This window comes from Pantoea eucrina (assembly GCF_001691555.1).
GTDB lineage: Bacteria > Pseudomonadota > Gammaproteobacteria > Enterobacterales > Enterobacteriaceae > Pantoea > Pantoea borealis.
Map to the genome: position 1 here is coordinate 299083 of NZ_MAYN01000001.1, position 25254 is coordinate 324336.

Genomic DNA, 25254 nt, shown 5'->3' on the forward strand with positions numbered 1-25254 from the left:
CCCTACGTCAGCATTAAGGACAGATATAACAACTGGAGGGAAAATGACTATCCGCGGTATTGAGCATATTGGAATTACTGTTGCAGATATTGAACAGGCAAAACAATTTTTCATTGATGCACTCGGCGCTTCCGTTCTTTATCAGTTAGTGCCTCCAGAAGAAGCAGAGAAAAATATAGACGGCAAAACTATGCAGCCATTAAATGGTTTTCCGGGTGAGTTTAATCTGACCGGTCTGGCCATGTTGCGTCTCGCTAATGGATGTAACGTGGAGCTGTTTCAGACGCAACCGGTGGCAAAGGATCATCAGGCTAATCCATCCCAGCCCGGCATCAACCATTTTTCTCTCTACGTTGACGACATTCACCAGACCGGTGAAAAATTACGTGCGCATGGCGCAAAAATGTTTGATGGCCCCTCAGACTGTTTTGCTCAGGAGCAGGGTAAAGGCAATCAGACATGGTTTTGCATGACGCCATTTGGGCTTCTCATTGAGCTTATTTCTCTTCCGGATGCCCTGAGTTATGATCCTTCCGCGACCGCTACGCGATGGATCCCCGCCTCGACATCATCATCTGAATAAAGAAAGCCTATTGCACAGAGCATTGTTCAGCAGAGGCTGTTGTTAATGCTCTGTAGCACGCTTTTATAGTGATCGGTGTCGCTTAGGCAGGTTTCAGGAATGGGTATTAAAACAGAGCAGACCGCTGACCAGCAGAGTAAATGCCTGGATAGCTTTTGGTAATGCCTGTTGCGGATTGCCGCTTGCGGCCACCCATTGTGCGGCATTCAGTGCTGCGCCATTTAACAGCCAGGCGGCGGCATCCACATCTACCGGTTTGATTAATCCACGTTCGATCAGATCTGACATGCTCTCACGAGTGGCGTTGAGGCAGTTATTCTGACTCGGCCATTTTGCAGGATCGCCAAGAAAAGCGGGACCATCAAGCAGAACAATGCGCCGGACTTCTTCATCCAGCGCCATTCTGATATAGGCTACCCCTTCAGCGAGGAGCGTTTGCTGATCGTTTTCGGCGTCTGCCGCTTCGCGTTTAGCGCGTTGCGCCATTTCAGAATCTATCTGCGCAACTACCGCAGCCAGTAACCCTTTTTTATCCCCAAAATTATGATAAAGCGCTCCGCGCGTCAGACCGACACTGGCAGTCAGATCGTCCATTGATGCAGCGGCAAACCCTTTTTCAGCAAACGCTTTGCGTGCAGCTGAAATCAACTTCTTCCGGTTTTCTTCCATCGTTTCTGTGCGGCGTTTAGTAACCATATGCTCTTCCTGCAGCTAACGCTGCGTATGCCATTTGACATACACGGCGTATGTGTGATTAATTTTACATACGCCGCGTATATTAATCCTTTTGTTTATGCCGCGCATCCCCTGACGCTAATCCCTGCAAAGGAGTCACTATGACCCAGCCAACACCTGTTTTTCCTGCTCATCGTCACGCTCTTTATGAGCAGCATGGCTATTCTGCAGCAATCCGTTCTGGCGATTTATTATTTGTTTCCGGACAGGTGGGCAGCCGCGATGACGGCACCCCGGAGCCGGACTTTGCAACCCAGGTACAGCGCGCTTTTGAGAATCTCAAAGCCACGCTTGCTGCGGCAGGATGTACGTTTAAAGATTTGATTGATGTGACTACCTTTCATACCGACCCGGAGAACCAGTTTTCAACCATCATGCAGGTGAAACAAACTATTTTCCCGGCGCCTCCCTACCCTAACTGGACCGCCGTGGGCGTTAACTGGCTGGCGGGATTTGATTTTGAGATAAAGGTTATTGCCCGCATTCCTGAATCTCAGGCATAAAAACGTTGACGAGGTAGAACGATCGTTCTACCTTAGAGCCATGAACAAAACAACAGGCAATACCCGGGCAAAAATCCTCACGAGTGCTGAGCAGCTTATTTATCAGAACGGTATTCATGCTATGGGCATGGACCTTCTGGTGAAGACCTCAGGCGTCGCCAGAAAAAGTATTTATCGCCACTTCACCAGTAAAGAAGAGGTGGCATCAGCCGCGCTGAGCGCACGCGATGAGCAATGGATGGCGTGGTTCAGAACCGCTTCTGATCAAGGCAAAACGCCGCAGGATCGCATTCTGAATATGTTTACCGTGCTGAAAAGCTGGTTTGAGTCAGACGGTTTCCGCGGCTGCGCGTTTATTAACACCGCCGGTGAGACAGGCAATCCTGACGACGCAGTGCGCCAGATAGCGAAAATCCACAAACAGAAATTACTGGATTACGTACTTGAGCTCAGCAAACAGATGAATGTTGTGCATCCCGACGCGCTGGCGAGGCAGTTGCTGATTCTGATAGAGGGCGCCATTACCGCATCCTATGTCATGGGAAGCGGGAGCGCTGCCGACGACGCACGCGACGTGGCAAAAATTTTACTGGATCAGGTTTCTTAAAACTCTTTTCTCAGCACCCTGTTTTTACTCATCAACCGGAATTTACAGGAGTTTTACTATGTCTGATGCACACCTGCGCCCGCCGCTTCCCCCTTTTACCCGCGAAACGGCAACGGAAAAAGTGCGCCTGGCCGAAGATGGCTGGAACACCCGCGATGCCGCCAAAGTCGCACTGGCTTACTCAACGGACACGCAATGGCGCAACCGCACCGAATTTGCCCATAATCGTGAAGAAGCCGAAGCGTTTCTGGCCCGTAAATGGAAAAAAGAGCTTGAGTACCGTCTTATTAAGGAACTCTGGGCGTTTGATGGCAACCGCATTGCCGTTCGCTACGCGTATGAATGGCGCGATGATTCCGGTAACTGGTTCCGCTCTTACGGCAATGAAAACTGGGAGTTTGAGGGCGATGGCCTGATGAAGCGTCGTTTTGCCTGTATCAACGATATGCCTATCAAAGAGAGCGAACGCAAATTTTTCTGGCCGCTGGGACGGCGTCCGGACGATCATCCGGGGCTGACTGCGCTGGGGTTGTAATGGCGGCAGGGCAGCTCGCGTGGCTGCCCTGCCCGTCAATCGTCGTGTCATTCGACCCGACTGACGACGTCACCGTCCCCTGCCAGGAGAGGATCCTGCTGCTGCATGCGTTTATCAGCGCCTGGCTTTAGCGAGGTAGTGCTGCATTTCAGCGGCGGGGACCATGCCGCCGCCGGTTGCCCAGACAAGATGCGTGGCCTGCTGCAGCTGCTGCGGGGTGATCCCCCGCTGCGCCAGATAATCCGGGCTTGCCGCGACGCGCCGGGGTCCGGACATGCCCGCCAGCGCGGAGGGTTCAAGCTGAATGCCTTCCGTTTCATCCAGCATGACAAGCAGGTCATACAGAGTCCGATCGCTGATCGTATAGCAGCCGTCGATCAGCTGCTCCATCGCCCGCCCTACGAAGCCGGAAGCGCGCCCTACCGCCAGCCCATCCGCAGCGGTTTGATTATCAATGCCGATATCCTGTACCGCAATGCGATCGTGCAGACCGGTACTCATTCCCAGCAGCATACAGGGTGAATGCGTAGGTTCCGCAAAGAAGCAGTGGACGTTATCGCCAAAAGCCAGCTTCAGGCCAAAAGCGACGCCTCCCGGTCCGCCCCCCACGCCGCAGGGCAGATACACGAAAAGCGGATGGGATGCATCGACAGTAATGCCTTTTTCTTCCAGCTGTGCTGGCAGGCGCAGCCCGGCCACGGCATAGCCCAGAAACAGCGTGCGTGAATTTTCATCATCAATGAAAAAGCAGGCGGGATCGCACTCAGCCGCTTTGCGGCCCTGCTCTACGGCAACGCCGTAATCCTGCTCATATTCAATCACGTCTGCCCCGTGCCCGCGCAGCATCTCTTTCTTCCACTGACGCGCATCCGCCGACATATGTACGGTAACGTGAAACCCGAGCCGGGCGCTCATTATGCCGATCGAAAGGCCCAGGTTGCCCGTTGAACCTGCGGCTATTTTATGCTGGCTGAAAAACTGACGATGCGCCGGCGAAAGCAGCAGGCTGTAGTCATCGTCTGGCGTGATGAGGCCCGCCTCCAGCGCCAGCTTCTCCGCATGGGCAAGAACTTCATAAATGCCGCCGCGCGCTTTGATTGACCCTGAAATGGGCAGATGGCTATCTTTTTTCAGCCAGAGTCTGCCCGGCAGCGGCGCACTCTGTTCCAGCCGCGCCTGCATCGCGGGTACAGGCACCATATCTGACTCAATAATCCCGCCGCTCCCGGCCGTTTCCGGAAAGGCAGCGGCGAGCAGCGGAGCGAAGCGACGCAGACGAGCTTCGGCATCTTCAGCATCTTTGCGCGTCAGTCCCGTATGCAGAAGTCCCCTGTCTGCCGTCGTTACCTTGTCGTTAAACCAGAGGGTTTCACGTAGCGCGATCAGATCGCTTACCACCGGCAGAGACCGGAATTTTTCAGTTAAATCAGTCATGGTCACTCTCAATCAGCATTGCGCATAAAAAGGAAATAGAGTGCTATTTAAATGCACCCGTTTGCAGGGTGACAAACGATAGTTCTTCAACTTAACATGAGCTCAGCTAACCCAAAATATAATCGCGCATTACGTGATTTATCTGTCATGCGCACACCGGTTTAACAAATTAGTCACTCTATCAACCTGTTAACTGACAAGGGTAAAAAATTGTCCTCTGCAATGCGTGAAATAAAGGGTGGCCAGCTGGGACGTCTTTTCACCTTTGAAGCGGCTGCCCGCCACGGCTCGTTTGCCGAAGCAGCGGCTGCACTGTCGCTGACGCCCAGTGCAGTCAGCCACCGTATCAGCCAGCTGGAAAAAGAACTCGGCATCGCCCTGTTCATCCGTTTACACCGCAGGGTACTGCTGACCGAAGAAGGTGAGCGCATTTTCAATGCAATGAGTACGTCACTCGACTATCTCAACCGGGAAATTCAGGGCATCAGGAATCAGGGTTTCAGCGGAAGGCTTACGGTATACAGTCGCCCGTCGTTTGCGCACGCCTGGCTTGCACCGGCGGTGGCGTCCTTTCTGGAACATCATCCTGCTATCGATCTTGTGATTAATACCGGAAACGAACCGGTTGATCTGCATAAGATGGGAGCTGACCTGGCCATCTGTTTTGATGCTGACGTGCCGGACAGGTTTCATCTCGATCCGCTGATGGATGAACATATTATTCCGGTATGCAGCCCGCGCTACGCTGAACAATTCAGGCTGGCAGACTGCCCGGAGAATCTGCGGGCCTGTCGCCTGCTGCACGATCGTCAGGCGTGGGGGGTGGATTCCGGAGCAAATGAATGGCTGTTGTGGGCAACGCACTTTAACGTGGATATCACGGCAGCACGCCGTGCCGAATTTGATCAGGCAGAGCTTGCGGTTGCGGCAGCGATAAACCATGCCGGCATCGCGATGGGACGTAAGACGCTGCTGAAACAGCGTATCGCCTCTGGCGAACTGATAACCCCTTTCCCCCGGCTGGCGCTGCTGTGCAGAGAACGGTATTACATCGCTACCCGCGCCGACAGACGCTGGCCAAAGACCGAAACCTTTATCCGCTGGCTGCAGGAAACCGTGGCGAAAGAGAGATAACTGCGCTCATAGCATTGTCACGCTGGTCAACCTACCTGATGCGCAGTGATACAGCCTGCCCGGAGGCGGGTATTATCAAAGGCTCAGTTCTGGCTGTTGATCGGGCACTGACGCCGCGGCACGGTCAGATTATTGTGGCGGAATATGAGGGTGAACTGGTGCTGCGCAGATTGCTGCTGCAACCCGTTCCGGCGCTGCAGTCGCTGGAGATGTCCGGGGCTGTCGTTCTGCTCGATGAGAACCAGTTGCTGCCGGTGTGGGGCGTGGTGGCTTATGCGCTCAATGATATCGCGGGCCAGGGTTTCACCGGACCTGCAGGAAAATAGCGATGTTTGCGCTTGCTGATGCCAACAATTTTTACGCCACCTGTGAAACCATTTTCAGGCCAGGTACGATAATCCGCACTAAGTAAGCTGCTTAAGCGCTGTGGCCTCTCGTGGTGCTCTCAGACCTGCTGCCATACTGCCATACTGCCATTCTCTATTACAGATCATGACGAGCATGTCCTGCGCTGACTGCTGCTGATCCCGTCTCCAGCGCTGCAGTAGCAGTCTGGCAACGGCGAGCTTGTACTCTGATGGCAGATTTCGACCTTTCTTTCTGTGGCACAGTGACCTGTGCCTTACCGATTTGACCGGGCTGGATTGCAACCATACGCTGCAGGAATAAAAGCCCGCATGCGGCGGGCTTCGGTTACTGCGTTTGTATCCGTTTGGGCTCCGCTGCGCCTACCAGCGATGCCAGCGGTATATTAAACATTTCATGCAGGTTACGGATCATCGGAAGCGTCAGCGCACGCTTATTGTTCAGTACTTCATAAACCCGGTTTGGGCGTCCAATCGCAGGCACCAGGTCTTTCGCCGTCAGCCCCATCTGCTCCATGCGGAACTTAATCGCCTCTACTGGATCGGGTGCTTCTATCGGATAGTGTTCCTGCTCGTACTTTTCAATAAGCAGGATCATTACTTCCAGAAAATCTCCGGCTGCGCTTCCTGGCTCCGGCTCATTGTCAAACAGCGGAGATACAGCGGCCAGAGCTGCCTCGTAATCTGCTTCGTTATGAATCGGTTTGATTTTGTAAGTCATCACATATCCACCGTATCTGCGTCTATTTTATCGTATTCAGCGTGCGTTCCAACAAACTTGATGTAGACCGCCTGAAACCTGTAAGCCACTGCAACAATCAGTCGATAATCATTGCCTTTGATATTAAATACCACCCGATTGGTACTCAGAAAATCCGCGGACCTGTATTTGTCCTTGATGTCCTGTGGCGTTTTCCACTGTGCCTGTTTGACTTCATCTACCCATGCTTTCAGGGGTTGCTCCGCCTGATTATGCGTCTCCCGGAATTGTTTGAGAGAGGCGATTGATATAATCCGCACTGGCTTTCCCTGCAGTCCCAAATTGGGACCAACATAACAATCCCAAAATGGGACGTCAACGGTTAAGACATATTTCTATTTTTAAATGTACTGTATGCATAAACAGTGATTGCTAAGAGATTTTTTCTCTATTCGTGCTGGCAGACGCTAACAACTTTACACATCCTGCGAAACCGTATTCCGGCCCGATTTGCGTGGGAAACCTATCGCTGTGGTCTCAAACAATAATCTGAGTGGTGAGAAGTGTTAGTTAGTTTCGTACTTTTCAATTCTTCAGGTTTGAAGAATTGACTGGTCCGCTATGAGCGAAAAGCGGAAGCTAAATTATTGTTGGAAAATACCAACAGTGAACGGCATCAATCAGGAAACATATCCATTGAAATTTTTAACTCCCGGTGCTAAAAGATGAAGAGCCGTTTTTAAGATTTGTAGTATTTACTGATTCTCAACTCAAAAGAGAACACCGGAAAATGATCAAGTCTGTTCAGTCAGCTACAACCGTTACCACCACCGAAACCTTCGGCGGCGTGTACGCATCTGTGACTGGCTCCTGATAAAACAGATTCTGACTCCCCGCCAAACCGGACGGGGAAGAAAATCTCTCCGTTCATGACTTACTGAATGGAGATGCATCATGATTTCATCCGAAAATGCACTTTTAGTTATCGATATGCAGCAGGGGCTTTTTCATGGCCCGGCCTCACCGCATTTCGCAGACACGATTTTGTCAAACATCTGCCTGCTTTTAGAAAAAGCCAGGCAGGCACATGTGCCTGTCTTTTTTGCCCGCCACACCGGGCCTGACAATTCCCCCTTCTCTGAGCAAAGTCCCTTAACACAACTGATACCCGAAATGAGCGTGAATGATGAGCACGATGTGGTTTTTATCAAAAAGTATCCCAGCTGTTTCCGGGATACGAGCCTGCAGCTTCAGCTCGGCAGGCGGGGAATAAAGCAACTCGTCGTCGTCGGGATGAAAACAGAATTCTGTGTGGACACAACCTGCCGTGCAGCGCCGGAGCTGGGATTCAGGACTGTGCTTATTTCAGATGCGCACACGACAATGGATAACAGCTATCTGTCAGCTAATGAAATCATCAGCCATCACAATGCCACTCTGGCAGGCCCGTTTGTGACGCTCGCGACAGCAGCGGACTGGAGCTTTTACTCTGAGAAATGAGATAAGACGGAGAGCCGCCCGGCGGGCGGCTGAAGTGAACAAAGTCCGCTTTTGGCACAGAGCGGACATTAGAATCAGTATCCTGATGGCGCCTCCGGCTCTCTGCCGTTGCCTGATCGTTGAGCCTCACTCCGCTAACCTGCAAAGTCGTTATCAACGTTGAATATTCCCTGACGTGGAGTCACCCGGCTGGAAAGGAAAAAATTGTGATTTCTTCTCCTTTCCCGCTCAAGAAATAACCGCCCTCGCTTTTAGCGAAATATCAGAGACTGATGAGCGGCGGCGCCTGTGCGTGCGCCGTCGCCGACGGCAATGGCCACGTTGCCTGCGGCAACCGCCGCATCCCCGCAGGCAAATACGCCGGAAACGTTCGTTTCGCGCATAACATCCACCTTAATAAACTCTCCGGTCGGCCCTGCTTCCATCTCACATCCGAGCTGAACGGCTAAAGGAGAACTCAGGCGTGTCCGGGGCTGAATAAACAGCCCGGCAAGCCTGATGATTCGCCCGCTGGCGAGGGTGATATCAGCCTGATCTTCCCCGATGGATAAAACCGGCTCGGCTTCTACCGTTACGCCACGTCGGGCTAACTGGGCGAGCTGCGCGGTATCCGGTGTGTAGGCCTCATTGAGGAACAGTGTGGTTGGCCCCCAATCCGGCAGTATCAGCGCCTGATGGATAGCCAGCGGCGATGACGCCAGTACGCCGATCATTCCGCCGTTCAGTTCATAGCCGTGGCAATAGGGACAGTGAAAAATCTTCTTTCCCCACAGCGCGGTCAGTCCAGGGAACGCCGGCAGCTCGTCCTTCACCCCCGTCGCCAGGATCAGGCGGCGCGCCGCAAACGACAGCCCGGATCCGACAGCGATGGCATAGCCCTCTGGCTCCGCTTTTGCATGGATGGCGGTGTCCGTCACCCATTCGACCGTGGGATAGGCCATCAGCTGCTCGCGCGCCTTGCTGGCTATCGTGCCGGGATGCTCTCCGTCCTGCCCCAGAAAGCCGTGAGAACTCTCAGCAAAGCGATTGCGGCGTTGCCCTGCATCGATGATCAAAACCTGCCGGCGCGCCCGTGCGAGCTGCAGGCCTGCGGAAACTCCGGCGTAGCTGCCGCCGACGATAATCGTATCATAAACCATCTTGCTCTCCTGAAATCGGTAACGGCCAGGTATTTTTCGAAACAACATAAGTTACTTGATAATGGGGTGTCAATACTCTCGTAACTTATGCTGTTTCAAGTTATGCTCGTCGCCAGTTCTTCAGGAAGCGATCGACATGAGAAATGACACCCGTCTCTCCCGTATGCTGCATGTATTGATCCACATGTCCCGGCATGACCGGCCCGCCACGTCGGATACCATCGCGGAGATGCTCAATACCAACCCAGTTGTAGTGCGGCGCACCATGGCACTGCTGAAAGAAAAGGGCTATGTGCGTTCGGAAAAAGGCCATCGGGGTGGCTGGACGTTAGCGAAACCGCTGGCGGGTATCACCTTGCTGGATATTCATAAGGCGCTGGGCTCCTCTTCACTGTTCGCGATCGGCTTGTCGACCGATCATCCGGAGTGCCTGGTCGAGCAGGCGGTGAACGCCGCATTAACCGAAGCGTTCGACGCGGCGCAGGCGTTGCTGTTGAAACGACTCGAAAGCGTGACCCTGGCAGAGTTAGCCAGCGATTTTGAACGCCGCTATCTGATGTGTTGAGTGTGTCTGTGGGAGCGGGCTGAGGGCCTGTCGATGTCTGCTCCTGACCCGAACCGCTCAGAATTCCTGTTTCCCCGTGCGCTTGCCGTTTTAACTGAACCTCATGAATCAGGACCGATGTCCCTGGACAGCATCTGGCTGTAAGGACAGGCTGGATCGCCAACGGCGAAAAAACGCCCGCCGGGCAGGGCCACATGGCTCCCTGCGACTGAAAATAACGGACTGAAATGCCGTTACGCAGGCTGTGGCTATCTGGCCTGAGGACTTTTATCCACCAACGCATCCGGCAGCGTGCTGCGCTGCCGGAACCACGCCGCGAAAAAACCGATAATAATGCAGAATTCGGCGATATCGCCGCCGTAATACATCCACTGCGCGGCCGCTTGTATCTCCGCAAGGCTGGCTGCGGTGCCGTGCGGGTAGCCGTAGCCGTACATCAGTTTACCGAGAATGGCATGAGCGGCTGTGGCCAGGAAGATGACCAAAAGTCGTACCGATCTCGGCGGGCGATGGGGCGCAGGATCAGGCCCGGCGACCGACCAGGTAAACAGGTAGCCAGAGAGGACAAAATGCAGATGAAGAAGAACAAACAGCAGGGGATTCGCCATACTCAGGGCGTAAAAGGGGGTGAGATAAAGCAGATACATACCGCCAATATCTAAAAAGGCAGCGGTAACCGGATGGATTAACAATCGCACCGGCCGGATACGCAGAATAGTCATGATGCCGCGCGCCCGTTGCGCGGAAACGCTGCGCAGCAAAAGCGAGCCTGGTGCGCCGAATACCAGGCCAAGCGGTCCAAACATCCCCAGACAGAGATGCTGCAGCATGTGACCCCGTAAATCGTGATGCGCCCAGTCAGCCAGGTGCGGTAACACGGAGGCCGCGAGCACAAGGGTACCGGCCGTAAAGCTGGCCAGGCGCCAGAGGCTCCATCGGGTGGTACGGCGCAGCCGCACCGCGGCCAGCAGATAAAAGCAGAGCAGGATGAAAGGCAGGATGCCCAGCAGCAGCCACAATGCGGCTGAAGGGTGTCCTCCTGAATGATGTATCATCGAATCCACTGGCTACCTTCCCGTCTCAAGATGCGCGGCCGCCCGCGCGTGGCGATAGAGGAAAATGCCTGCCGCAATGAACAGCAGACCAAAAGCGTTCCAGACAAGGTCGTACAGCCACAGGTTATCGACATAGCGGATCTGATGCAGCCTGAGCAGCTTATGGTCGACAATGCCGTCAAACAGCTGAAAAGCGCCCAGACCCAGAATGAAGCCCGCCCATGCCGCAGTGAGATCAAGTCGTTTTCGGCTGCGTAGATCGATAAACATAAAAAAGCCGAGCACAAAAAAGATCAGCTCGCCCGAATGCAGCAGACCGTCCGAAAACAGGCTGAACGCTAGCGTGCCCCAGTCAAAAAAGTGATGCCAGGCAAGGATTTGATGAAAAATGATTTCATCAACAGCCGCCATTAGTCCGATACCGAGAGGGACTGCAGCCTTTAATGAACGCTTCAGGTCTGGTTTGAGACATGGTTTTGCATGTGTCACCGCTTTCTCCTGAAATAACAATATAAAAGCCAGTTGAAAGCTTAGCTGAAATAACATTTTCAAATTCAGGCATTCAGGCGGGTCAATACCAGCATGACGGCTTAACCGAAGCGTCCCGAGCCTAAAATTTTTTGTACTGTTATCAAAGGCTTACTGGCACGCTGAGCAATTCCATAGCGCAATGGCCACATTTCTTTAAACGAAGGAAAATGAGCGCTACTCTTCCGCCTTTGCGGAAATGATTTCTAGTCGCGAAGGCAACTCCCGTTCGATTTTTTTACGATGGAAAGGAGAAAGCTTGCGCCATTCACGCGCTTCCTGCAGCGTACGACCACAGCCCTCACACCAGCCTTTTGTTTTACTGAAGATACAGATATCAGTACAGGGGGACTTTACGGACATAACTACTCCTTAGACAGGGATCAGATGAGAACAGGCTGAAATTGCAGACCAGTCGCCGCCTGGTCTCTCAGGATATCGACGGCGCTATCAGCCCGTTAATAACGGTTTTTCAGCCTTCTTGCCTCAGGCGTACTGAATGTTCATCATTCCCTGTTCGGTTCGGTTGATGGAGGCATCGACCTGCCAGGTCGACCGAATGAGCGCCGGCGTAAGCACGGCAGCCGGAGCACCCGTGGCCACGATCTGTCCCTCATGCAATACCACCAAATGCTGACAATATTTTGCCGCGAGATTGAGATCGTGCAGTGCCACAAACACGGTAACGGGCAATGCGGAGATAAGTCGCATTAGTTCCAGCTGAAACTGTATATCCAGATGATTGATCGGTTCGTCCAGCAGCAGGATATCCGGCTGTTGTGTGAGGGCACGGGCTATCTGACAACGCTGACGTTCTCCGCCTGACAGGCGATGCCAGGATCGGTGCGCCAGGGCATTAAGCTTCATCAGCGAAAGCGATTGCTGCACAGCCTCCTCATCAGCCTGACGCCATGGCGCGAATGCGCTGCGATGCGGTGTACGGCCGAGACGCACAATATCAATAACGCTCATCTCCGCCTCAGACTCCGCATGCTGCGGCACAAAAGCAATCTTGCGGGAAAGCTGACGTCGGCTCAGATTACTTGTCAGCGTACCGCCAATTTTTACGCCCGCGTAAGCGCAGGCCTGTACGCCAGCCATAGCGCGAATCAGCGTGGACTTACCGGAGCCGTTCGGGCCAAGCAGCCCCACTGTTTGCGATCGTTTCGCACTAAAACTGATATCAGATAAAATGCTACGAGCCTGAAGTGTCACGCTCAGTTTCTCAACCACGACATGCATCATCATTTCTCCCGGTTTCGGTACAGAATCAGGGCAAAAACAGGGGCGCCGACCAGAGCCGTAACCACGCCAATGGGTAAGACCTGATGGCTAATCAGGGTGCGTGATACCAGGTCTGCAAGGATCATGAAATGACATCCGGCAAGAAAGGCGACTGGTATCGTGATAAGGTGCCGGTGCCCGGCCATCATGCGCGTTATATGCGGGATGACCAGCCCGACAAAGCCTACAGCGCCAATAGCGCTGACGATAACTGCGGTAATCAAAGCGGTAGTCAGCAGCAAAATAATGCGTACCAGCAATACCCGTGTGCCAAGCGTTGCAGAGACGTCGGTACCCACATTGAATGTATCCAGTGATCGGGCATAGCAGATCACTATCAGTAAGCCTGTCGCCACTACGACAAGGCACAGCAGTGCATCAGCCCAGCGTACACCGCTCAGGCTACCCAGCAACCAGAACATTACGCCGCGCGATTGTTCGGCGTTTGCCGCCGTACTGACAATGTAGGATGTCAGCGCATTAAACAGTTGTGTACCGGCGATACCGGCCAGGATGATGCGTGACGCGTTCTCGCGCATGCCGCCCGACAACACTACGATCAGCGAAAAAGCAATACAGGCCCCGGTGAATGCCCCGGCTCCTGTGGTGAGTGCGCCGCTGCCAATACCAAGCAGCATGACACTGACGGCACCGGTTGAGGCTCCGGCAGAGATGCCCAGTAAATAAGGATCAGCAAGCGGATTACGCAATAACGACTGCAAAACCAGGCCGCATAACGCCAGGCCACCACCACTGCTGGCTGCCATCAGCGCCCGGCTCATACGGTACTGCCAGATAATTCCGGCTTCGACAGAGGGCAGATCGAAGTGGGTTAAACCAAGGCCATTAGTTATTGCACGAGCAGTAGTGGCAAAACTCACTGGTATATCGCCGGTCGCAGCAGCCAGCACCATCATTACAGGCAGACTCAGTATGCCAGTAAAAATTATCAGGCCGTTTCGCCAGTAAAAAAAAGGATGATTTGTCATCTGGAGTGATCGAAAGCATGGATCTGTTGCCCAATCAGCTCCACCGCTTCTACATTACGTAATGACGGATTGAGCGACATAGCCGGAACCACTGCAATATGGCCTTGTTTCACCGCAGGCATTTCGCGCGTGACAGGGTCAGTTTCCAGAAATCTTTTTTTTGTCATCACGTCATCTGCGGGGTAAAGACGCCTGTCCATGCTCGCGATGACGATAACATCTGGCTGAGCCTTAACAATGTATTCCCACGTCACCGCAGGCCACTCTTCGTCTGAATCGATGGTGTTAGACAGACCAAGGGTTTTACTGATCCAGCCTGGTGCGCCTTTGTTACCGGCTACCCACGGGTCGCCTTTCAGACGAGTGCTTGAAAACCAGTACACGACTTTAAGCGGTGTTGATGGCTTTACACGACTCTGATTCTGCACGGCAGCGATGCGCTCAGACAGCGTCTGCTTCAGCGCTTCGCCACGTTCAGGTACATCAAAAATGCGCGCCAGTGCGGTAATTTCATCAAAAATAATATCAATAGAGTAAGGTTCAGAACGTGCGCCATCACTGTTCGAGGTAGCGGTGACTGTTTTTGCTGTGCAGTCAGCTGGCGATATCCAGGTTTTGATACCCAGCTGTTCAAATTGCTGGCGTGTGGCGACTTCGCCCTGCGGCCCAACGTGCCAGCTGTACTGGGCAAGTACAATCTCGGGGCGCTGAGCTGCTACTGCTTCGAATCCAGGCGCATTCTCAGCCAGCCGTTTCAGTTTTTCACCCTGCTGTTTCAGATCATCGGGGAGTGCGCCAAACCAGACGGATGTGCCTGCTATTTTCTGTTCCAGTCCCAGCGCCAGCATCAGTTCTGTTTCATGCTGACCAATGGTCACAACACGTGAGGGTACCTGACTGAACGTCTCTTTAAACCCACAGTTTTCAACTGTGAGCGGGTAGTTAGTGGCGCCCAGGCTGATCAGAGGGAATAGCAATATTGCAGACATAATTAGAGGGGAAATCAGTTTCATCATTATGCTTAAAGTTATGTTATAACGTAACAATATGCACAGTGAAAAATTTTCTGTCAATGCGTAAAGAACGATTCAGCAAATGACGCAGTCAATCAACTCCATCAGAATCAGCATCATTGCGCACAAAACATTCTGCACTAATCAATCGCCGATATGTCGTCTTAAAAGCACCAGCTGGTATCGGAAAAAATCACGTTAACAACGGAGCAACTCTGGCAAAGGGCCGTGCTGCATCCCAGTAAAATGTCCGCTTCTGGCACAAAGTGGACAATCTGACTGAGTGGAAGGTCTGCTTCGAGCGAAAAGCGGACATTGAGTGTTCGAAGATTAATTGCATCCTTCTGGTTTACCTGTGCAGGCATACCGTAAGCGAATTGTCACAAAATGAGCCAGTACCAGACAAACACATCTGAAATAACGAATATATTATTAACTCAAGAATTGCAGGCAGTGATAATATCTTTATTTCCGGACTCAGGAGTCATCATGCCTCATTTTCAGCCTCTTCAGCTTTTCAAAAATCTCTCTGATGAGACACGTCTCCGTCTGGTGCTGTTGCTGCGTGAAAAAGGGGAGCTCTGCGTCTGTGAGCTCACGTCAATCCTGAAAGAAAGTCAGCCTAAAATTTCCCGACATCTGGCCTTGCTCAGAGACGCCAGTCTGCTTATCGACAGGCGTGACGGCAAGTGGATTTATTACCGGTTGTCACCACACATGCCCGCCTGGGCTGCTGCGGTGATTGAGCAGGCTTACCTGTGTCAGCGCGATGACATTATGCAACTCAGTCAGCAGGCTGAAATGAATAACGCGACTACCAACGGCAAGCCTGTCTGTATTTAAAATTTATCCAGACACATATGTTTTTTCATATTTGTTTGCAGGGTTATCTTGAGTTCGGTTTACAGGCTTTATATTCAAAGGAGAAAGTATGATTCTGGCAGGCGCTATATTCGTCCTGACGCTGGTGCTGGTTATCTGGCAGCCAAAGGGACTCAGTATTGGCTGGAGTGCCGTTATCGGGGCCGCGCTGGCGCTGCTGACAGGTGTGGTGCATATCGGTGACATTCCGGCCGTCTGGCAGATTGTCTGGAACGCCACGGCCACGTTTATCGCGGTGATTATCATCAGCCTGCTGCTTGATGAGTCTGGCTTTTTTGAATGGGCCGCGCTGCACGTTTCCCGCTGGGGAGGCGGTAAAGGCCGGCTGCTGTTCACGTTTAGTGTTCTGCTGGGGGCGGCAGTGGCGGCGCTGTTTGCCAATGACGGGGCGGCACTTATCCTGACCCCGATTGTCATCGCCATGCTGCTGGCGCTGGGCTTCAGCCCTGGCGCCACGCTGGCGTTTGTGATGGCGGCAGGCTTTATCGCGGATACCTCCAGCCTGCCGCTCATCGTATCGAATCTGGTCAACATCGTGACGGCAGACTTTTTTAAACTGGGGTTCAGCGAATATGCGTCTGTCATGGTGCCGGTCAATATCGCGTCCGTGACGGCCACGCTGGTTATGCTTCACCTCTTCTTCCGTAAAGACCTTCCGGCCACTTATGACCTGGCGAAACTGAAGGTGCCACGGGAAGCCATTCGGGACATGCGAACCTTTAAAGCCGGATGGCTGGTCCTGATCCTGCTGCTGGCCGGTTTTTTTGCCCTGGAGCCGCTCGGCGTTCCGGTCAGTCTGGTAGCGGCTGTAGCCGCATTTGTTCTCTGGCTTGTTGCCCGGAAGGGGCTCATAATTGACACCCGTAAAGTGCTGAAAGGCGCCCCCTGGCAAATAGTCATCTTCTCGCTGGGGATGTATCTCGTGGTATACGGACTGCGCAACGCCGGACTGACGGATTACCTCTCTGCCATCCTGAACCGGTTTGCAGAACACGGCATCTGGGGTGCCACGCTCGGCACCGGTTTTCTGACGGCCTTTCTGTCCTCGGTGATGAACAACATGCCTACCGTCCTGGTCGGTGCCCTTTCCATTGATGCCAGCACGGCTCAGGGCGTGGTTAAGGAAGCCATGATTTACGCCAACATCATCGGCTGTGACCTCGGCCCTAAAATCACCCCCATCGGCAGCCTGGCGACCCTGCTGTGGCTGCACGTGCTGGCGCAGAAAAACATCACCGTGAGCTGGGGCTACTACTTCCGCGTGGGAATTGTGATGACCCTGCCGGTGCTTCTTGTGACGCTGGCCGCACTTGCCCTGCGCCTGTCTGTTTAACCTTAACCCCGGGGCTGCGTCTGCGCAGCTCCTTAACGGAGTACCGCTCATGACTGACATTACCATTTACCACAACCCGGCCTGCGGGACGTCGCGTAACACCCTGGCGCTTATCCGCAACAGCGATGTTGAGCCCACGGTGATTTTGTATCTGGAGACGCCACCCTCCCGCGACGGGCTGAAAAAGCTGATAGCCGATATGGGTATCAGCGCACGCGACCTGCTGCGTAAAAATACAGAGCCGTATGAGCACCTGGGTCTGGCAGAGGACCGGTTCAGCGATGACGAACTGCTCGATGCGATGCTGGAACACCCCATCCTCATCAACCGTCCGGTGGTCGTGACGCCGCTCGGCACAAAGCTCTGTCGCCCGTCTGAGGTGGTTCTGGACATCCTGCCAGACCCGCAGCAGGGACCTTTTACCAAAGAAGATGGCGAACAGGTCATTGATGAGCACGGGAACCGAATCAGCCACTGAATCTGGAGCGTCCTGTCAACAGAACGTGAGATGCAAAGGCAGAAGCCGGTATCTGCCGGCTTTTTTATATGCTGCGCTGGTTTACCCGCTCTGAAAGCTGCGCGGCACTTTCTTTCCTTTCGCTGTAGCGATCGCTCAGATAATCACTGCGACCGCGCGTCAGCAGGGTGAATTTCATCAGCTCCTCCATCACGTCAACGATGCGATCATAATACGGGGAAGGCTTCATGCGGCCGTCTTCCTCAAACTCGGCCCAGGCTTTTGCAACGGATGACTGGTTCGGGATGGTGAGCATACGCATCCAGCGCACCAAAATGCGCATCTGGTTAACGGCATTGAACGACTGCGAGCCGCCGCTGACCTGCATGACCGCGAGGGTTTTCCCCTGTGACGGTCGGACCGCGCCGGACGTCAGGGGTATCCAGTCAATCTGTGTCTTCATGATGCCGGTCATTGCGCCGTGCCGTTCCGGCGAGCACCAGACCATGCCTTCAGACCAGAGCACCAGCTCGCGCAGCTCCACAACTTTCGGATGCGTCTCCGGTGCATCGTCGGGCAGCGGCAGGCCGGACGGGTTAAAAATTTGCACCTCTGCACCCATCGCGGTCAGCAGGCGGGCGGCTTCTTCCGTCGCCAGCCTGCTGTAAGAGCGTTCCCGCAGCGAGCCATAGAGCATCAGGATGCGGGGTGGATGCGCCACTTCTGTGGTACGCAGTTTCTCTTCAGTCAGCGGCGCGTCAAAAAGGCTGGGGGCAATGTTTTTCAGGGTATCTTTCATGTTGTTCACAATAGGGTCTCTTCGGGAGTCGTCACGGGTGACAGGCCGCAGCTGCCGCCTGCACAGCATTCTTCTGTCAGAAAGGCCATCAACTGTTCAAGCTTCGCATAGCAGGGTCTGCAGAACAGGGTACGGCTCTGGCGCTCCTGACTGACCAGCCCGGCGGACATTAGCGCGGAAATATGATGGCTGAGCGTGGAGGGAGGAATGCCGAGGCGCTTCTGCAAAGCACCGACCGGCAGGCCGTCATGACCCGCTTTAACCAGTTCCCGGTACACGCTGAGACGGGTCGGGTGCCCCAGCTCACGGAGCGCACTTGCTGCGATATTTAAATCCATACGGCCTCCTCAATCTATGTTTCCAGAATAATGGAAATATAGTCAGCGTCAAATATTTTCCCCCGGAATGGATGTCACGCTCTTAACCCGGTTCTGTCCGGCAGAGGAGGGGTGGATACGCCAGATAACTATTGAAATTGCCGTTATGAAAAGGGTAAGGATGGAAGATAAAAGCAATGTGCCGGGTATGCCGTATCGCTCCAGTAGCATGGCGTAAGCTGACGGAGCGAGCGCCGCGAGGAAAAAAGCGGGTGACAGCAGTACGCCTGTTTTACGGGCATATTGCTGCGAACCAAACAGCACAAGGGGTAGTACGGCCTTAACTACCGTACTCAGTCCGTTCACCGCACCGTAACTCAGAATAAAGATGGCTGTAGCTACAGGGGTAATATCACCCGCAAGGCCAGCCAGAAAGCAAAATGGCAGCAGAATGCCAGTCACCAGGCTGAGACGGATCGCAGAGGTACGTGTGCCAGAAGCCACATCCAGCAGTCTGGCGCTTACCTGCCCCATGCCCCACAACATTCCCGCCACAGCAGGCAAGTCATAAGCGGCCAGTATCTGCGGAAAATGAGTGGACACGCCGGTGGAAACAAAGCTTATCAGCGCTATTAGCGTGGCGTAGCACAGGCCGCTCAAGAATGCTTTTCGGTCTTCTGCTGTTCCGATAGCCGGAAGAGCGGACTGCCCGGCAACGGGAGGTTGACTCCGACGCCCTGCCGGAACGGTGGACAGAAAAAGCAGGCTGACAATGCCCGCACAGCCGTAAACGATAACGGCATGCCGCCAGTCGGTAATGTGCAGCAGCCCAGCGCCAGCAGGCCAGAACGCGACTGAAGCGAGACCGCCAAGCTGTGTGACCAGTGCAATTGCCCGGCGGGCCCCTGCGCCTGCGGTGTCTACAAGCAGAGCAAAGGCGGCATCATACAGAGCAAGTCGCATGCTAGCTCCTGTCAGGAGCCAGACGGCAACCCACGATGCTGTTGAATGGGTGAAAGCCATCAGAAAACAACAGATGATAATGGTGAAGGTTCCCGCCATCATCATCGTACGTCCGCCGGTACGGGCTATAAGGGCACCGGTAAGCGGCGAAACAAGGCCCATAACAAGCATGGCAATAGTCAGGCCGGAGAATGTCACAACCGGCGACCAGCCTGTATCCGCCATAATGGCGCTCCCGAAGACTCCTGGCATATAGAATGTGATACCCCAGTTGATAAGCTGCGTCATGCCAATGCAGAAAATGGTGCGGCCTGTTAGATGCCCGTCAGTCACATCTACTCTCCGGAAATGTGGAGTCGCCCTGCCCAAGCGTACGCTGCATGATGACCGTATCAAGCCAGCGTCCGTGCTTGAAGCCCACAGATTTGAGCGTTCCGGTAATGCTGAAGCCTGCCGCACTATGCAGGGCAATAGAGGCGGTGTTTTCGCTGTTGCCAACTACGGCCACGAGCTGGCGAAAGCTATGGGCCTCTGCCCATACGACCGCACTCGATAACAGCTTTTTTCCAATCCCCCTACCCTGAAAGTCAGGGGCAATATATACCGAGTCCTCCAGGGTGAATTTGTATGCACACCGCTCACGGTAGAGTGACAGGTAGCAGTACCCGCAGATATCGCCGTCCTCAACCGCCACAAACCAGGGCAGTCCTGCTGCCTGCACCTTTTTCAGACGGGCTGTCATTTCAGCCGAATCCGGCGGTTCGGTTTCAAAGGTGGCGGTGCCATGCAATACGTGATAAGCATAAATCTGCTGGATGGCAGGAATATGTCGTTCATCTGCTTCAGTTATTTCCATCGATACTGCTCCTTCTGCGGTCAGAAGCAGAGACTAACCCGAACGAAGAATTTCAGACAGGCAGCAGGACTTATCAGCGGCATAAGGAAAATTTTGGGATGGCAAACCTGAATCTCGATCATCTGGCTACTTTCAGACTGGTTATCAGCCGGGGCAGTTTCTCTGGCGCGGCTGAAGCACTTGGTTTGTCGCAGCCTGCAGTGAGCCTGCAGATAAGACAACTGGAGCAGGCGCTTCAGGTCCGCCTTATCGAGCGAACCAGCCGGGGAGTAAGACCCACGTCTGCCGGTCTGACTCTGGCTGAGCACAGCTTAAAAATTGATGCCGTGGTAAGTACAGCAGTTGAATCAGTGTGTATGCATTCCGATGAGATAACCGGCACTGTTACTGTCGGCACAGGCGCAACGGCCTGTATACATCTGCTGCCTCCTTTACTGCAGCAATTACGACAGACCCATCCCCTCCTGAAAGTGGACGTACGCACAGGTAACACTTCCGATATTGTGCGGGGCGTGGAGGAAAATCGTATCGATATTGGGCTGGTGACTCTGCCTGTCGCAGGTAAAAGCCTCAGCATCATCCCGCTGGGTACGGATGAGTTCGTTGTCATCATGGGAAAGGATGCATCAGAGCAGAGCGCGAAAATATGGACTCCGGGCGCATTGCTGCCGCTCCCGCTGATTATCTTCGAACCGGGAAGCGGGACACGCGCCCTGATTGATCAATGGTTCCGGGAGACGGGGCATATGGCCTGCCCGGTTATGGAGCTGGGCAGTATTGAGGCTATTAAGAGAATGGTCCGTGCTGGTCTTGGCTACAGCATTGTTCCCCGAATGTCTGTTGCATGTATTGGGGAAAGAGCGGGACTCGATCTTTACTCTTTGACGCCCCCTCTTCACAGGACGCTCGGGGCAGTTATGCGGGAGGACCGGATTGTAAGCAGAGCAATGAATGGAGTGCTGAAAAGCCTGCACAGCAGTTTTACAAAAAAAGAAATCATATAAATCTTGCTCGATATCTAAACCGGACAGGTCCGATCTACTCTTTCTGGCGAAGTATAACTACAGCGCTTATCAGCAATCAATTGCCCGCTTTTCAATGTCCGTTTTTAGCACATAGCAGACCTTGTAATACCATCTTGCTGGCCCCCTCCGGCTCCCCGGCGTTGCCGGGTCGTCAGCCCTACTGCGCTAACCAACTGCGCCGGTAAGCTCCGCCGACTCCCTCCGGTGTTCGGGCCTTACGGCTAGGGTCTGATGGCAACGGCTAGGTTAGCCGTCAATGTTCGCTATGAGCAAAAAGCGGACGTTATAGCTTAAGATGCCACTTGCTGTAAGAATAAAAAACAGCACAATCAAAGAGCTTAATTTGTGACCGGGAGCGATGTCAGATGGATATGATGCTTAGGTTTATGCTTTCCCAATATGCAGAGCTGCCTTTTTCGCAGAAAAATCTTCATAGCTGGGTTGAAAAATGGATTTATGAGCAGGAACTAAGATGCGCAGACAGTGCTTTTGCCGCAAGGTTTCCGTGGAAAGAAACGGGTTTGCCTCAATCCTATTTTTTACAGCGAAAGCTCTGTATCAATGGCCGATATTTTCTGACAGGCCCGCGTTATAAAGGCGGCGATATTAACTGCCCTTTTATCGATGTCGTAGCTTCGAGCGCCGGAATGGATGATTCCGTGCTTAAAGCTATCAGCCGGGAATGGAGGGAATTAAAACCACAACATATTCGCCAGCTTACGCCCGGCCACACTGCTGCCCAGGGTATAACTGATCAGCTTATATATGCATCCTGCCCGGTTAATAAACCAAAATATTATGACGATGCCCTTACCCTAAAGCCTGCTGCAAGCGCCGATTTTGATTGGTGCCGACAGGCTTTGCTGAAGGCCTACCAGCATTCATGGTCTACGATACCTGCCTTATCAGGTAGCCTGCGCTCTGTAGATAACGAAGACCTCAGTAAACATATTCTCAAGGGCCATGCGTATATAATTTACGAACAAGGCGACAGGGCCGGCTTAATCATTTGCGAGCCAGGGGAAATAGCTTTTTTAAAGGGTTGGCGGATTTCAGAAGAAGTCATCCTTCCCACGTTTCGCGGACGCGCTCTGGCTTCCCGGGCACAGCGCTTGCTGCGTAACCCCCTTTACCACTTTAGCCGGGAGGATAGCTTGATTACAGGAACTATCCTTCCGGAAAATTTTCCATCTATAAGAACAGCTGAAAAAGCGGGACGGGCATGCGTTCTCAGATACGAGTTCTTACCGGTGCTTTTTGATTGAACGGCACATCGCCATAACGTATTAATGTCCGCTTCTGGCACACAACGGACGGTGACTGATCATTTCCTTTTGAAGATGCTTCTCATAGGATTCGCTCTAAAATTTGCTAACTGAAGTAGCCCTCCGAGTCTTAACACACAGAAAAAGTTAGTAATTCAATACGCATAAAAATCATGTCGTTACATATTACTAACTGTTAGGGCCATTCAGATATAATGATGGCTGCGTGATTGCCCGTTCAGCTGAAGCAAAGCGCATGGGTATCAAAATGGCGGCTCCCTGGTTTAAGCATGAACGCTATTTTCGCGATAACGGCGTACACGTTTTTAGTTCTAACTATGAACTCTATGGCGATATGTCGGCGCGGATGATGGCAATACTTGACGAGATGCCTGCCGGGCAGGAGGTGTACTCTATCGATGAAAGCTTTCTCGATGTCACCGGCATCAGCAGTTATATGCCGCTGGAACGCTTCGGTCAGCAGATGCGCGAGCGCGTTCGCCGGGAAACCGGCCTGACCATTGGTGTAGGTTTTGGCCCGACCAAAACGCTGGCCAGTCTTGCGAATCAGGCGGCAAAGCAGTGGACGAAAACACACGGCGTGGTCGATCTCTCGGAGACACGGCGCCAGCAAAAATAGCTGCAGCTGACGCCCATTGGCGATATCTGAGGTATTGGCTGGCGCATCGCCCAGCGTCTGGAAGAGATGGGGCTCCCGCTGCCGGCATCTCACCGTCTCTGTGACGACCGGGCGCTATGGCGATGAACCCAGATACTCGGCTACGGCACCCGTCAGCTGGCAATATCCGACGGCGGACACGCGTGACATTGTAGCCTTTGCGCTGATGACGGCGCTGGACGCCATCAACCGTTCAGGGAAGGGGAAAATCGGTTTTGCCAGTCAGACCACAGGAAACCAGGCGTGGCAGATGAAACGTAACATGCTGCCGCCTCGTTACACTACGCGCCTGGCTGATATCCCTGTCATCAAATAGTGAGCATAATCTGCTGGCGTTATTTAGCGCCGGCATAGTCCTGACTGCCCGTCTTATCGCTTACTATTTACCATCCTGCTTAATTTTTGCTTAAGCATACTCCGTTAATCTGGTCGCTCTGTCAGCCCATGCCGGGCTTTTCCGGAGCACTTTCATGCAAAATAATAACACACAGCCTCTCGCTTTAAGCAAAGTACCCACAGTCACCGCAACGTTCTGGTTAGTGAAAATTCTTGCCACAACGCTTGGTGAAACCGGGGGTGATGCAGTCACAATGTCGATGAATCTCGGCTATTTCACCGGCACCCTGATTTTTGCCCTGATTTTTCTTGTTGCCGTTGTTGTTCAGATAAGACACAGCAGCTTCAATAAGTGGATCTACTGGATCACTGTGGTGGCAACCACCACAATGGGAACCACGCTGGCCGATTTTGCCGATCGCTCACTCGGGATAGGCTATCCGGGCGGAACGCTGCTGCTGAGCACGCTGTTAATACTCACGCTGTTTCTCTGGCGCGTGACCTGCGGTACCGTTGCGGTAAGCTCAGTCAATACCGGCGTGACGGAGATTTTTTACTGGGTGACAATTATGTTTTCGCAAACCCTGGGTACGGCACTCGGCGACTGGACGGCAGACACGGAAGGACTGGGTTATGAGGGCAGCATGATGTTGTTTGCCGGCGCACTCGCTGTTGTCTGGGCTGGCAGCCGCTTTACGACCTTCTCACGCACCGCACTTTTCTGGACCGCCTTTATTCTTACCCGGCCGCTGGGTGCAGTTGTCGGGGATTTCCTCGATAAGCCGCTAGCGGCGGGCGGGATGGCGCTGAGTCGCTATAGTGCGTCCCTGACCCTGACGCTACTTATCGTGACGCTGCTCTGGCTATTACCACAGCGACCAGCCATCCACTCAGCCCCGGCGCATTAACCGCGTACTTTATTCAGGCGCGAGGTTTGTCAGCGGCGTGATGCGGTATGCACAGCGTCGCGCCTGCTGCAGAATATGTTCAACGCGCTCTACTTTCGCCTCCAGTACCTCACTGAACAGCATCAGTTCAGCGCGGCAGAACCCCTGGCAGGCAGCGGCAGCGGCACAGATGGGACAGTGGTTCTCAATCAGCAGGAGCGTGCCGTCGGCCTGCTCCTCATACTCCGCCATATAGCCCTCCAGCGACCGCAGGGCTGCCAGGCGCGCAACCCGCTCCCGCAAGCTGGCAGCATCCTGTAGCTCACGCAGGTAGGCGGCGCGGCTGCTCTGTTCGCGCAAATCTATCAGGCGATCAATCGCCTGTTCACCAAAAGCGTGCCGCACCGTATCCAGCAGCTGCACTGTCAGCGTTGCATGCGCATCCGGAAAGCGACCGTGTCCCGCCTGCGTCAGCATCCAGAACTGTCCCGGACGCCCTACTCCTTTGCTCCGCGAGAAAGACTCTACCAGTGCTGATGACGCAAGTTTGCTGAGTTGCTGACGAGCCGCTTCAGCCGTCATGCCCAGCAGGTCTCCCGCCTCAGCAGACTGCAGCGGCCCGCGCGTTTTCAGCAGGTAAAGCAAACGTTCTGGTGTTGCCTGTGCGCTTTCACCCGAATTTAACAAGCGATTGCTTGACAAAATATTTTACCCTCTTTAATAATCCAAGCGTTTTCTTGTTTTATTAATGTAACGGATCCCGCTGCGCTCAGCAACGGGGCAAAT

32 protein-coding genes are annotated in these 25254 nt (G+C 53.6%); 16 read left to right on the plus strand and 16 right to left on the minus strand.

Going from position 1 to position 25254, the window contains the following annotated elements:
* Positions 1–43: 43 nt before the first annotated feature.
* Positions 44–583, plus strand: a complete 540-nt coding sequence (locus tag BBA90_RS01290) for a glyoxalase/bleomycin resistance/extradiol dioxygenase family protein (protein ID WP_065647522.1) — start codon at positions 44–46, stop codon at positions 581–583.
* 93 nt (positions 584–676) lie between these two features.
* Here BBA90_RS01290 and BBA90_RS01295 read toward each other — a convergent pair whose 3' ends face one another.
* Positions 677–1279, minus strand: a complete 603-nt coding sequence (locus BBA90_RS01295) for a TetR/AcrR family transcriptional regulator (RefSeq protein ID WP_065647523.1) — start codon at positions 1277–1279, stop codon at positions 677–679.
* Between the two features lie 140 nt (positions 1280–1419).
* Here BBA90_RS01295 and BBA90_RS01300 point away from each other — a divergent pair, with 140 nt between their 5' ends.
* The 3 genes from BBA90_RS01300 to BBA90_RS01310 are packed head-to-tail and all read left to right on the plus strand — an operon-like array spanning position 1420 to position 2963.
* Positions 1420–1821 (plus strand): RidA family protein, encoded by a 402-nt coding sequence (locus BBA90_RS01300; RefSeq protein ID WP_065647524.1) that lies wholly within the window; start codon positions 1420–1422, stop codon positions 1819–1821.
* Between the two features lie 40 nt (positions 1822–1861).
* The gene (locus BBA90_RS01305; RefSeq protein WP_065647525.1) at positions 1862–2428 is read left to right on the plus strand and encodes a TetR/AcrR family transcriptional regulator; all 567 of its coding nucleotides are present in this window, start codon (positions 1862–1864) and stop codon (positions 2426–2428) included.
* A gap of 58 nt (positions 2429–2486) precedes the next feature.
* Entirely contained in the window at positions 2487–2963 is a 477-nt protein-coding gene (locus tag BBA90_RS01310) for a DUF1348 family protein (RefSeq protein WP_065647526.1), read from the plus strand.
* A 114-nt stretch (positions 2964–3077) separates the two neighbouring features.
* On the opposite strand, the gene BBA90_RS01315 is transcribed toward BBA90_RS01310, so the two are convergent.
* Entirely contained in the window at positions 3078–4397 is a 1320-nt protein-coding gene (locus BBA90_RS01315) for a D-serine ammonia-lyase (RefSeq protein WP_065647527.1), read from the minus strand.
* A gap of 222 nt (positions 4398–4619) precedes the next feature.
* On the opposite strand from BBA90_RS01315, the gene dsdC reads away from it, so the two are divergent.
* Both dsdC and BBA90_RS01325 read left to right on the plus strand, forming a co-directional pair.
* Positions 4620–5531: a DNA-binding transcriptional regulator DsdC gene (gene dsdC, locus BBA90_RS01320; protein WP_065647528.1), complete on the plus strand. Its 912-nt coding sequence runs from the start codon at positions 4620–4622 to the stop codon at positions 5529–5531.
* 38 nt (positions 5532–5569) lie between these two features.
* Positions 5570–5857, plus strand: coding sequence for a S24 family peptidase (locus BBA90_RS01325; RefSeq protein ID WP_240484864.1), 288 nt, complete (start codon positions 5570–5572; stop codon positions 5855–5857).
* 367 nt (positions 5858–6224) lie between these two features.
* Here BBA90_RS01325 and BBA90_RS01330 read toward each other — a convergent pair whose 3' ends face one another.
* Together BBA90_RS01330 and BBA90_RS01335 are read right to left on the minus strand one after the other, a co-directional pair.
* Positions 6225–6617: a helix-turn-helix domain-containing protein gene (locus BBA90_RS01330; protein WP_065647529.1), complete on the minus strand. Its 393-nt coding sequence runs from the start codon at positions 6615–6617 to the stop codon at positions 6225–6227.
* Positions 6617–6916 carry a type II toxin-antitoxin system HigB family toxin gene (locus BBA90_RS01335; RefSeq protein WP_065647530.1) on the minus strand — a complete coding sequence of 100 codons (300 nt, stop codon included), beginning with the start codon at positions 6914–6916 and terminating at the stop codon, positions 6617–6619. Before BBA90_RS01335 ends, BBA90_RS01330 begins: the two co-directional genes overlap by 1 nt.
* Before the next feature lie 634 nt (positions 6917–7550).
* Between BBA90_RS01335 and BBA90_RS01340 the strand changes: the two genes are divergently transcribed.
* The gene (locus BBA90_RS01340) at positions 7551–8096 is read left to right on the plus strand and encodes a cysteine hydrolase family protein (RefSeq protein WP_065647531.1); all 546 of its coding nucleotides are present in this window, start codon (positions 7551–7553) and stop codon (positions 8094–8096) included.
* A 251-nt stretch (positions 8097–8347) separates the two neighbouring features.
* Here the strand turns inward: BBA90_RS01340 and BBA90_RS01345 are convergent, their stop codons facing one another.
* The gene (locus tag BBA90_RS01345; protein ID WP_065647532.1) at positions 8348–9235 is read right to left on the minus strand and encodes an NAD(P)/FAD-dependent oxidoreductase; all 888 of its coding nucleotides are present in this window, start codon (positions 9233–9235) and stop codon (positions 8348–8350) included.
* Between the two features lie 136 nt (positions 9236–9371).
* Between BBA90_RS01345 and BBA90_RS01350 the strand changes: the two genes are divergently transcribed.
* Positions 9372–9800 (plus strand): Rrf2 family transcriptional regulator, encoded by a 429-nt coding sequence (locus BBA90_RS01350; RefSeq protein WP_065647533.1) that lies wholly within the window; start codon positions 9372–9374, stop codon positions 9798–9800.
* Between the two features lie 248 nt (positions 9801–10048).
* Here the strand turns inward: BBA90_RS01350 and BBA90_RS01355 are convergent, their stop codons facing one another.
* The 6 genes from BBA90_RS01355 to BBA90_RS01375 all read right to left on the minus strand — a co-directional run bounded on the left by BBA90_RS01355 (position 10049) and on the right by BBA90_RS01375 (position 14669).
* Positions 10049–10855, minus strand: coding sequence for a cytochrome c oxidase assembly protein (locus BBA90_RS01355; RefSeq protein WP_065647534.1), 807 nt, complete (start codon positions 10853–10855; stop codon positions 10049–10051).
* A 12-nt stretch (positions 10856–10867) separates the two neighbouring features.
* Complete coding sequence (locus BBA90_RS01360) at positions 10868–11344, minus strand: DUF2243 domain-containing protein (RefSeq protein ID WP_065647535.1); 477 nt, start codon at positions 11342–11344, stop codon at positions 10868–10870.
* 216 nt (positions 11345–11560) lie between these two features.
* The gene (locus BBA90_RS18505; protein ID WP_075050686.1) at positions 11561–11746 is read right to left on the minus strand and encodes a DUF1289 domain-containing protein; all 186 of its coding nucleotides are present in this window, start codon (positions 11744–11746) and stop codon (positions 11561–11563) included.
* A gap of 123 nt (positions 11747–11869) precedes the next feature.
* Positions 11870–12631 carry an ABC transporter ATP-binding protein gene (locus BBA90_RS01365; RefSeq protein WP_084798725.1) on the minus strand — a complete coding sequence of 254 codons (762 nt, stop codon included), beginning with the start codon at positions 12629–12631 and terminating at the stop codon, positions 11870–11872.
* Positions 12628–13656 carry a FecCD family ABC transporter permease gene (locus tag BBA90_RS01370; RefSeq protein WP_065647536.1) on the minus strand — a complete coding sequence of 343 codons (1029 nt, stop codon included), beginning with the start codon at positions 13654–13656 and terminating at the stop codon, positions 12628–12630. Before BBA90_RS01370 ends, BBA90_RS01365 begins: the two co-directional genes overlap by 4 nt.
* Positions 13653–14669: an ABC transporter substrate-binding protein gene (locus BBA90_RS01375; protein WP_065647537.1), complete on the minus strand. Its 1017-nt coding sequence runs from the start codon at positions 14667–14669 to the stop codon at positions 13653–13655. Before BBA90_RS01375 ends, BBA90_RS01370 begins: the two co-directional genes overlap by 4 nt.
* Before the next feature lie 489 nt (positions 14670–15158).
* On the opposite strand from BBA90_RS01375, the gene BBA90_RS01380 reads away from it, so the two are divergent.
* From BBA90_RS01380 to arsC, 3 genes are all read left to right on the plus strand, one after another.
* Complete coding sequence (locus BBA90_RS01380; RefSeq protein WP_065647538.1) at positions 15159–15512, plus strand: metalloregulator ArsR/SmtB family transcription factor; 354 nt, start codon at positions 15159–15161, stop codon at positions 15510–15512.
* Positions 15513–15600: 88 nt separating this feature from the next.
* Complete coding sequence (locus tag BBA90_RS01385; RefSeq protein WP_065647539.1) at positions 15601–16884, plus strand: arsenic transporter; 1284 nt, start codon at positions 15601–15603, stop codon at positions 16882–16884.
* Positions 16885–16933: 49 nt separating this feature from the next.
* Complete coding sequence (gene arsC / locus BBA90_RS01390) at positions 16934–17362, plus strand: glutaredoxin-dependent arsenate reductase (protein ID WP_065647540.1); 429 nt, start codon at positions 16934–16936, stop codon at positions 17360–17362.
* 64 nt (positions 17363–17426) lie between these two features.
* Here the strand turns inward: arsC and arsH are convergent, their stop codons facing one another.
* The 4 genes from arsH to BBA90_RS01410 are packed head-to-tail and all read right to left on the minus strand — an operon-like array spanning position 17427 to position 20276.
* Complete coding sequence (arsH, locus tag BBA90_RS01395; RefSeq protein WP_065647663.1) at positions 17427–18140, minus strand: arsenical resistance protein ArsH; 714 nt, start codon at positions 18138–18140, stop codon at positions 17427–17429.
* 5 nt (positions 18141–18145) lie between these two features.
* Positions 18146–18478: an ArsR/SmtB family transcription factor gene (locus BBA90_RS01400; protein ID WP_065647541.1), complete on the minus strand. Its 333-nt coding sequence runs from the start codon at positions 18476–18478 to the stop codon at positions 18146–18148.
* 48 nt (positions 18479–18526) lie between these two features.
* Positions 18527–19753 (minus strand): MFS transporter, encoded by a 1227-nt coding sequence (locus BBA90_RS01405; RefSeq protein ID WP_065647542.1) that lies wholly within the window; start codon positions 19751–19753, stop codon positions 18527–18529.
* The gene (locus tag BBA90_RS01410) at positions 19746–20276 is read right to left on the minus strand and encodes a GNAT family N-acetyltransferase (RefSeq protein ID WP_065647543.1); all 531 of its coding nucleotides are present in this window, start codon (positions 20274–20276) and stop codon (positions 19746–19748) included. Before BBA90_RS01410 ends, BBA90_RS01405 begins: the two co-directional genes overlap by 8 nt.
* A gap of 98 nt (positions 20277–20374) precedes the next feature.
* Between BBA90_RS01410 and BBA90_RS01415 the strand changes: the two genes are divergently transcribed.
* From BBA90_RS01415 to BBA90_RS01435, 5 genes are all read left to right on the plus strand, one after another.
* On the plus strand, positions 20375–21280 hold the full coding sequence (locus BBA90_RS01415) for a LysR family transcriptional regulator (protein WP_065647544.1): 906 nt from the start codon (positions 20375–20377) through the stop codon (positions 21278–21280).
* Positions 21281–21675: 395 nt separating this feature from the next.
* Entirely contained in the window at positions 21676–22566 is an 891-nt protein-coding gene (locus tag BBA90_RS01420) for a GNAT family N-acetyltransferase (protein WP_065647664.1), read from the plus strand.
* A 226-nt stretch (positions 22567–22792) separates the two neighbouring features.
* A complete protein-coding gene (locus BBA90_RS19455) occupies positions 22793–23206 on the plus strand; it encodes a hypothetical protein (RefSeq protein ID WP_075050688.1) in 414 nt (137 codons plus the stop codon).
* A 16-nt stretch (positions 23207–23222) separates the two neighbouring features.
* The gene (locus BBA90_RS19460; RefSeq protein WP_240484866.1) at positions 23223–23561 is read left to right on the plus strand and encodes a DUF4113 domain-containing protein; all 339 of its coding nucleotides are present in this window, start codon (positions 23223–23225) and stop codon (positions 23559–23561) included.
* Positions 23562–23715: 154 nt separating this feature from the next.
* Positions 23716–24489: a COG4705 family protein gene (locus tag BBA90_RS01435; RefSeq protein WP_065647547.1), complete on the plus strand. Its 774-nt coding sequence runs from the start codon at positions 23716–23718 to the stop codon at positions 24487–24489.
* A gap of 9 nt (positions 24490–24498) precedes the next feature.
* Here BBA90_RS01435 and BBA90_RS01440 read toward each other — a convergent pair whose 3' ends face one another.
* A complete protein-coding gene (locus BBA90_RS01440; RefSeq protein WP_240484867.1) occupies positions 24499–25155 on the minus strand; it encodes a helix-turn-helix transcriptional regulator in 657 nt (218 codons plus the stop codon).
* Positions 25156–25254 lie beyond the last annotated feature (99 nt).

What these genes read in the sequence shown, in the direction of transcription:
- BBA90_RS01380 (WP_065647538.1), top strand. Translation starts at nt 15,159, where the DNA reads ATGCCTCATTTTCAGCCTCTTCAGCTTTTCAAAAATCTCTCTGATGAG.
- BBA90_RS01365 (WP_084798725.1), bottom strand. Translation starts at nt 12,631, where the DNA reads ATGATGATGCATGTCGTGGTTGAGAAACTGAGCGTGACACTTCAGGCT.
- BBA90_RS01385 (WP_065647539.1), top strand. Translation starts at nt 15,601, where the DNA reads ATGATTCTGGCAGGCGCTATATTCGTCCTGACGCTGGTGCTGGTTATC.
- BBA90_RS01400 (WP_065647541.1), bottom strand. Translation starts at nt 18,478, where the DNA reads ATGGATTTAAATATCGCAGCAAGTGCGCTCCGTGAGCTGGGGCACCCG.
- BBA90_RS01345 (WP_065647532.1), bottom strand. Translation starts at nt 9,235, where the DNA reads ATGGTTTATGATACGATTATCGTCGGCGGCAGCTACGCCGGAGTTTCC.
- BBA90_RS01315 (WP_065647527.1), bottom strand. Translation starts at nt 4,397, where the DNA reads ATGACTGATTTAACTGAAAAATTCCGGTCTCTGCCGGTGGTAAGCGAT.
- BBA90_RS01330 (WP_065647529.1), bottom strand. Translation starts at nt 6,617, where the DNA reads ATGACTTACAAAATCAAACCGATTCATAACGAAGCAGATTACGAGGCA.
- BBA90_RS01370 (WP_065647536.1), bottom strand. Translation starts at nt 13,656, where the DNA reads ATGACAAATCATCCTTTTTTTTACTGGCGAAACGGCCTGATAATTTTT.
- arsH (WP_065647663.1), bottom strand. Translation starts at nt 18,140, where the DNA reads ATGAAAGATACCCTGAAAAACATTGCCCCCAGCCTTTTTGACGCGCCG.
- BBA90_RS01355 (WP_065647534.1), bottom strand. Translation starts at nt 10,855, where the DNA reads ATGATACATCATTCAGGAGGACACCCTTCAGCCGCATTGTGGCTGCTG.
- arsC (WP_065647540.1), top strand. Translation starts at nt 16,934, where the DNA reads ATGACTGACATTACCATTTACCACAACCCGGCCTGCGGGACGTCGCGT.
- BBA90_RS01435 (WP_065647547.1), top strand. Translation starts at nt 23,716, where the DNA reads ATGCAAAATAATAACACACAGCCTCTCGCTTTAAGCAAAGTACCCACA.
- BBA90_RS01310 (WP_065647526.1), top strand. Translation starts at nt 2,487, where the DNA reads ATGTCTGATGCACACCTGCGCCCGCCGCTTCCCCCTTTTACCCGCGAA.
- dsdC (WP_065647528.1), top strand. Translation starts at nt 4,620, where the DNA reads ATGCGTGAAATAAAGGGTGGCCAGCTGGGACGTCTTTTCACCTTTGAA.
- BBA90_RS01350 (WP_065647533.1), top strand. Translation starts at nt 9,372, where the DNA reads ATGAGAAATGACACCCGTCTCTCCCGTATGCTGCATGTATTGATCCAC.
- BBA90_RS01300 (WP_065647524.1), top strand. Translation starts at nt 1,420, where the DNA reads ATGACCCAGCCAACACCTGTTTTTCCTGCTCATCGTCACGCTCTTTAT.
- BBA90_RS01295 (WP_065647523.1), bottom strand. Translation starts at nt 1,279, where the DNA reads ATGGTTACTAAACGCCGCACAGAAACGATGGAAGAAAACCGGAAGAAG.
- BBA90_RS01340 (WP_065647531.1), top strand. Translation starts at nt 7,551, where the DNA reads ATGATTTCATCCGAAAATGCACTTTTAGTTATCGATATGCAGCAGGGG.
- BBA90_RS01415 (WP_065647544.1), top strand. Translation starts at nt 20,375, where the DNA reads ATGGCAAACCTGAATCTCGATCATCTGGCTACTTTCAGACTGGTTATC.
- BBA90_RS01290 (WP_065647522.1), top strand. Translation starts at nt 44, where the DNA reads ATGACTATCCGCGGTATTGAGCATATTGGAATTACTGTTGCAGATATT.
- BBA90_RS18505 (WP_075050686.1), bottom strand. Translation starts at nt 11,746, where the DNA reads ATGTCCGTAAAGTCCCCCTGTACTGATATCTGTATCTTCAGTAAAACA.
- BBA90_RS01325 (WP_240484864.1), top strand. Translation starts at nt 5,570, where the DNA reads ATGCGCAGTGATACAGCCTGCCCGGAGGCGGGTATTATCAAAGGCTCA.
- BBA90_RS01410 (WP_065647543.1), bottom strand. Translation starts at nt 20,276, where the DNA reads ATGGAAATAACTGAAGCAGATGAACGACATATTCCTGCCATCCAGCAG.
- BBA90_RS01375 (WP_065647537.1), bottom strand. Translation starts at nt 14,669, where the DNA reads ATGAAACTGATTTCCCCTCTAATTATGTCTGCAATATTGCTATTCCCT.
- BBA90_RS01305 (WP_065647525.1), top strand. Translation starts at nt 1,862, where the DNA reads ATGAACAAAACAACAGGCAATACCCGGGCAAAAATCCTCACGAGTGCT.
- BBA90_RS01420 (WP_065647664.1), top strand. Translation starts at nt 21,676, where the DNA reads ATGCTTAGGTTTATGCTTTCCCAATATGCAGAGCTGCCTTTTTCGCAG.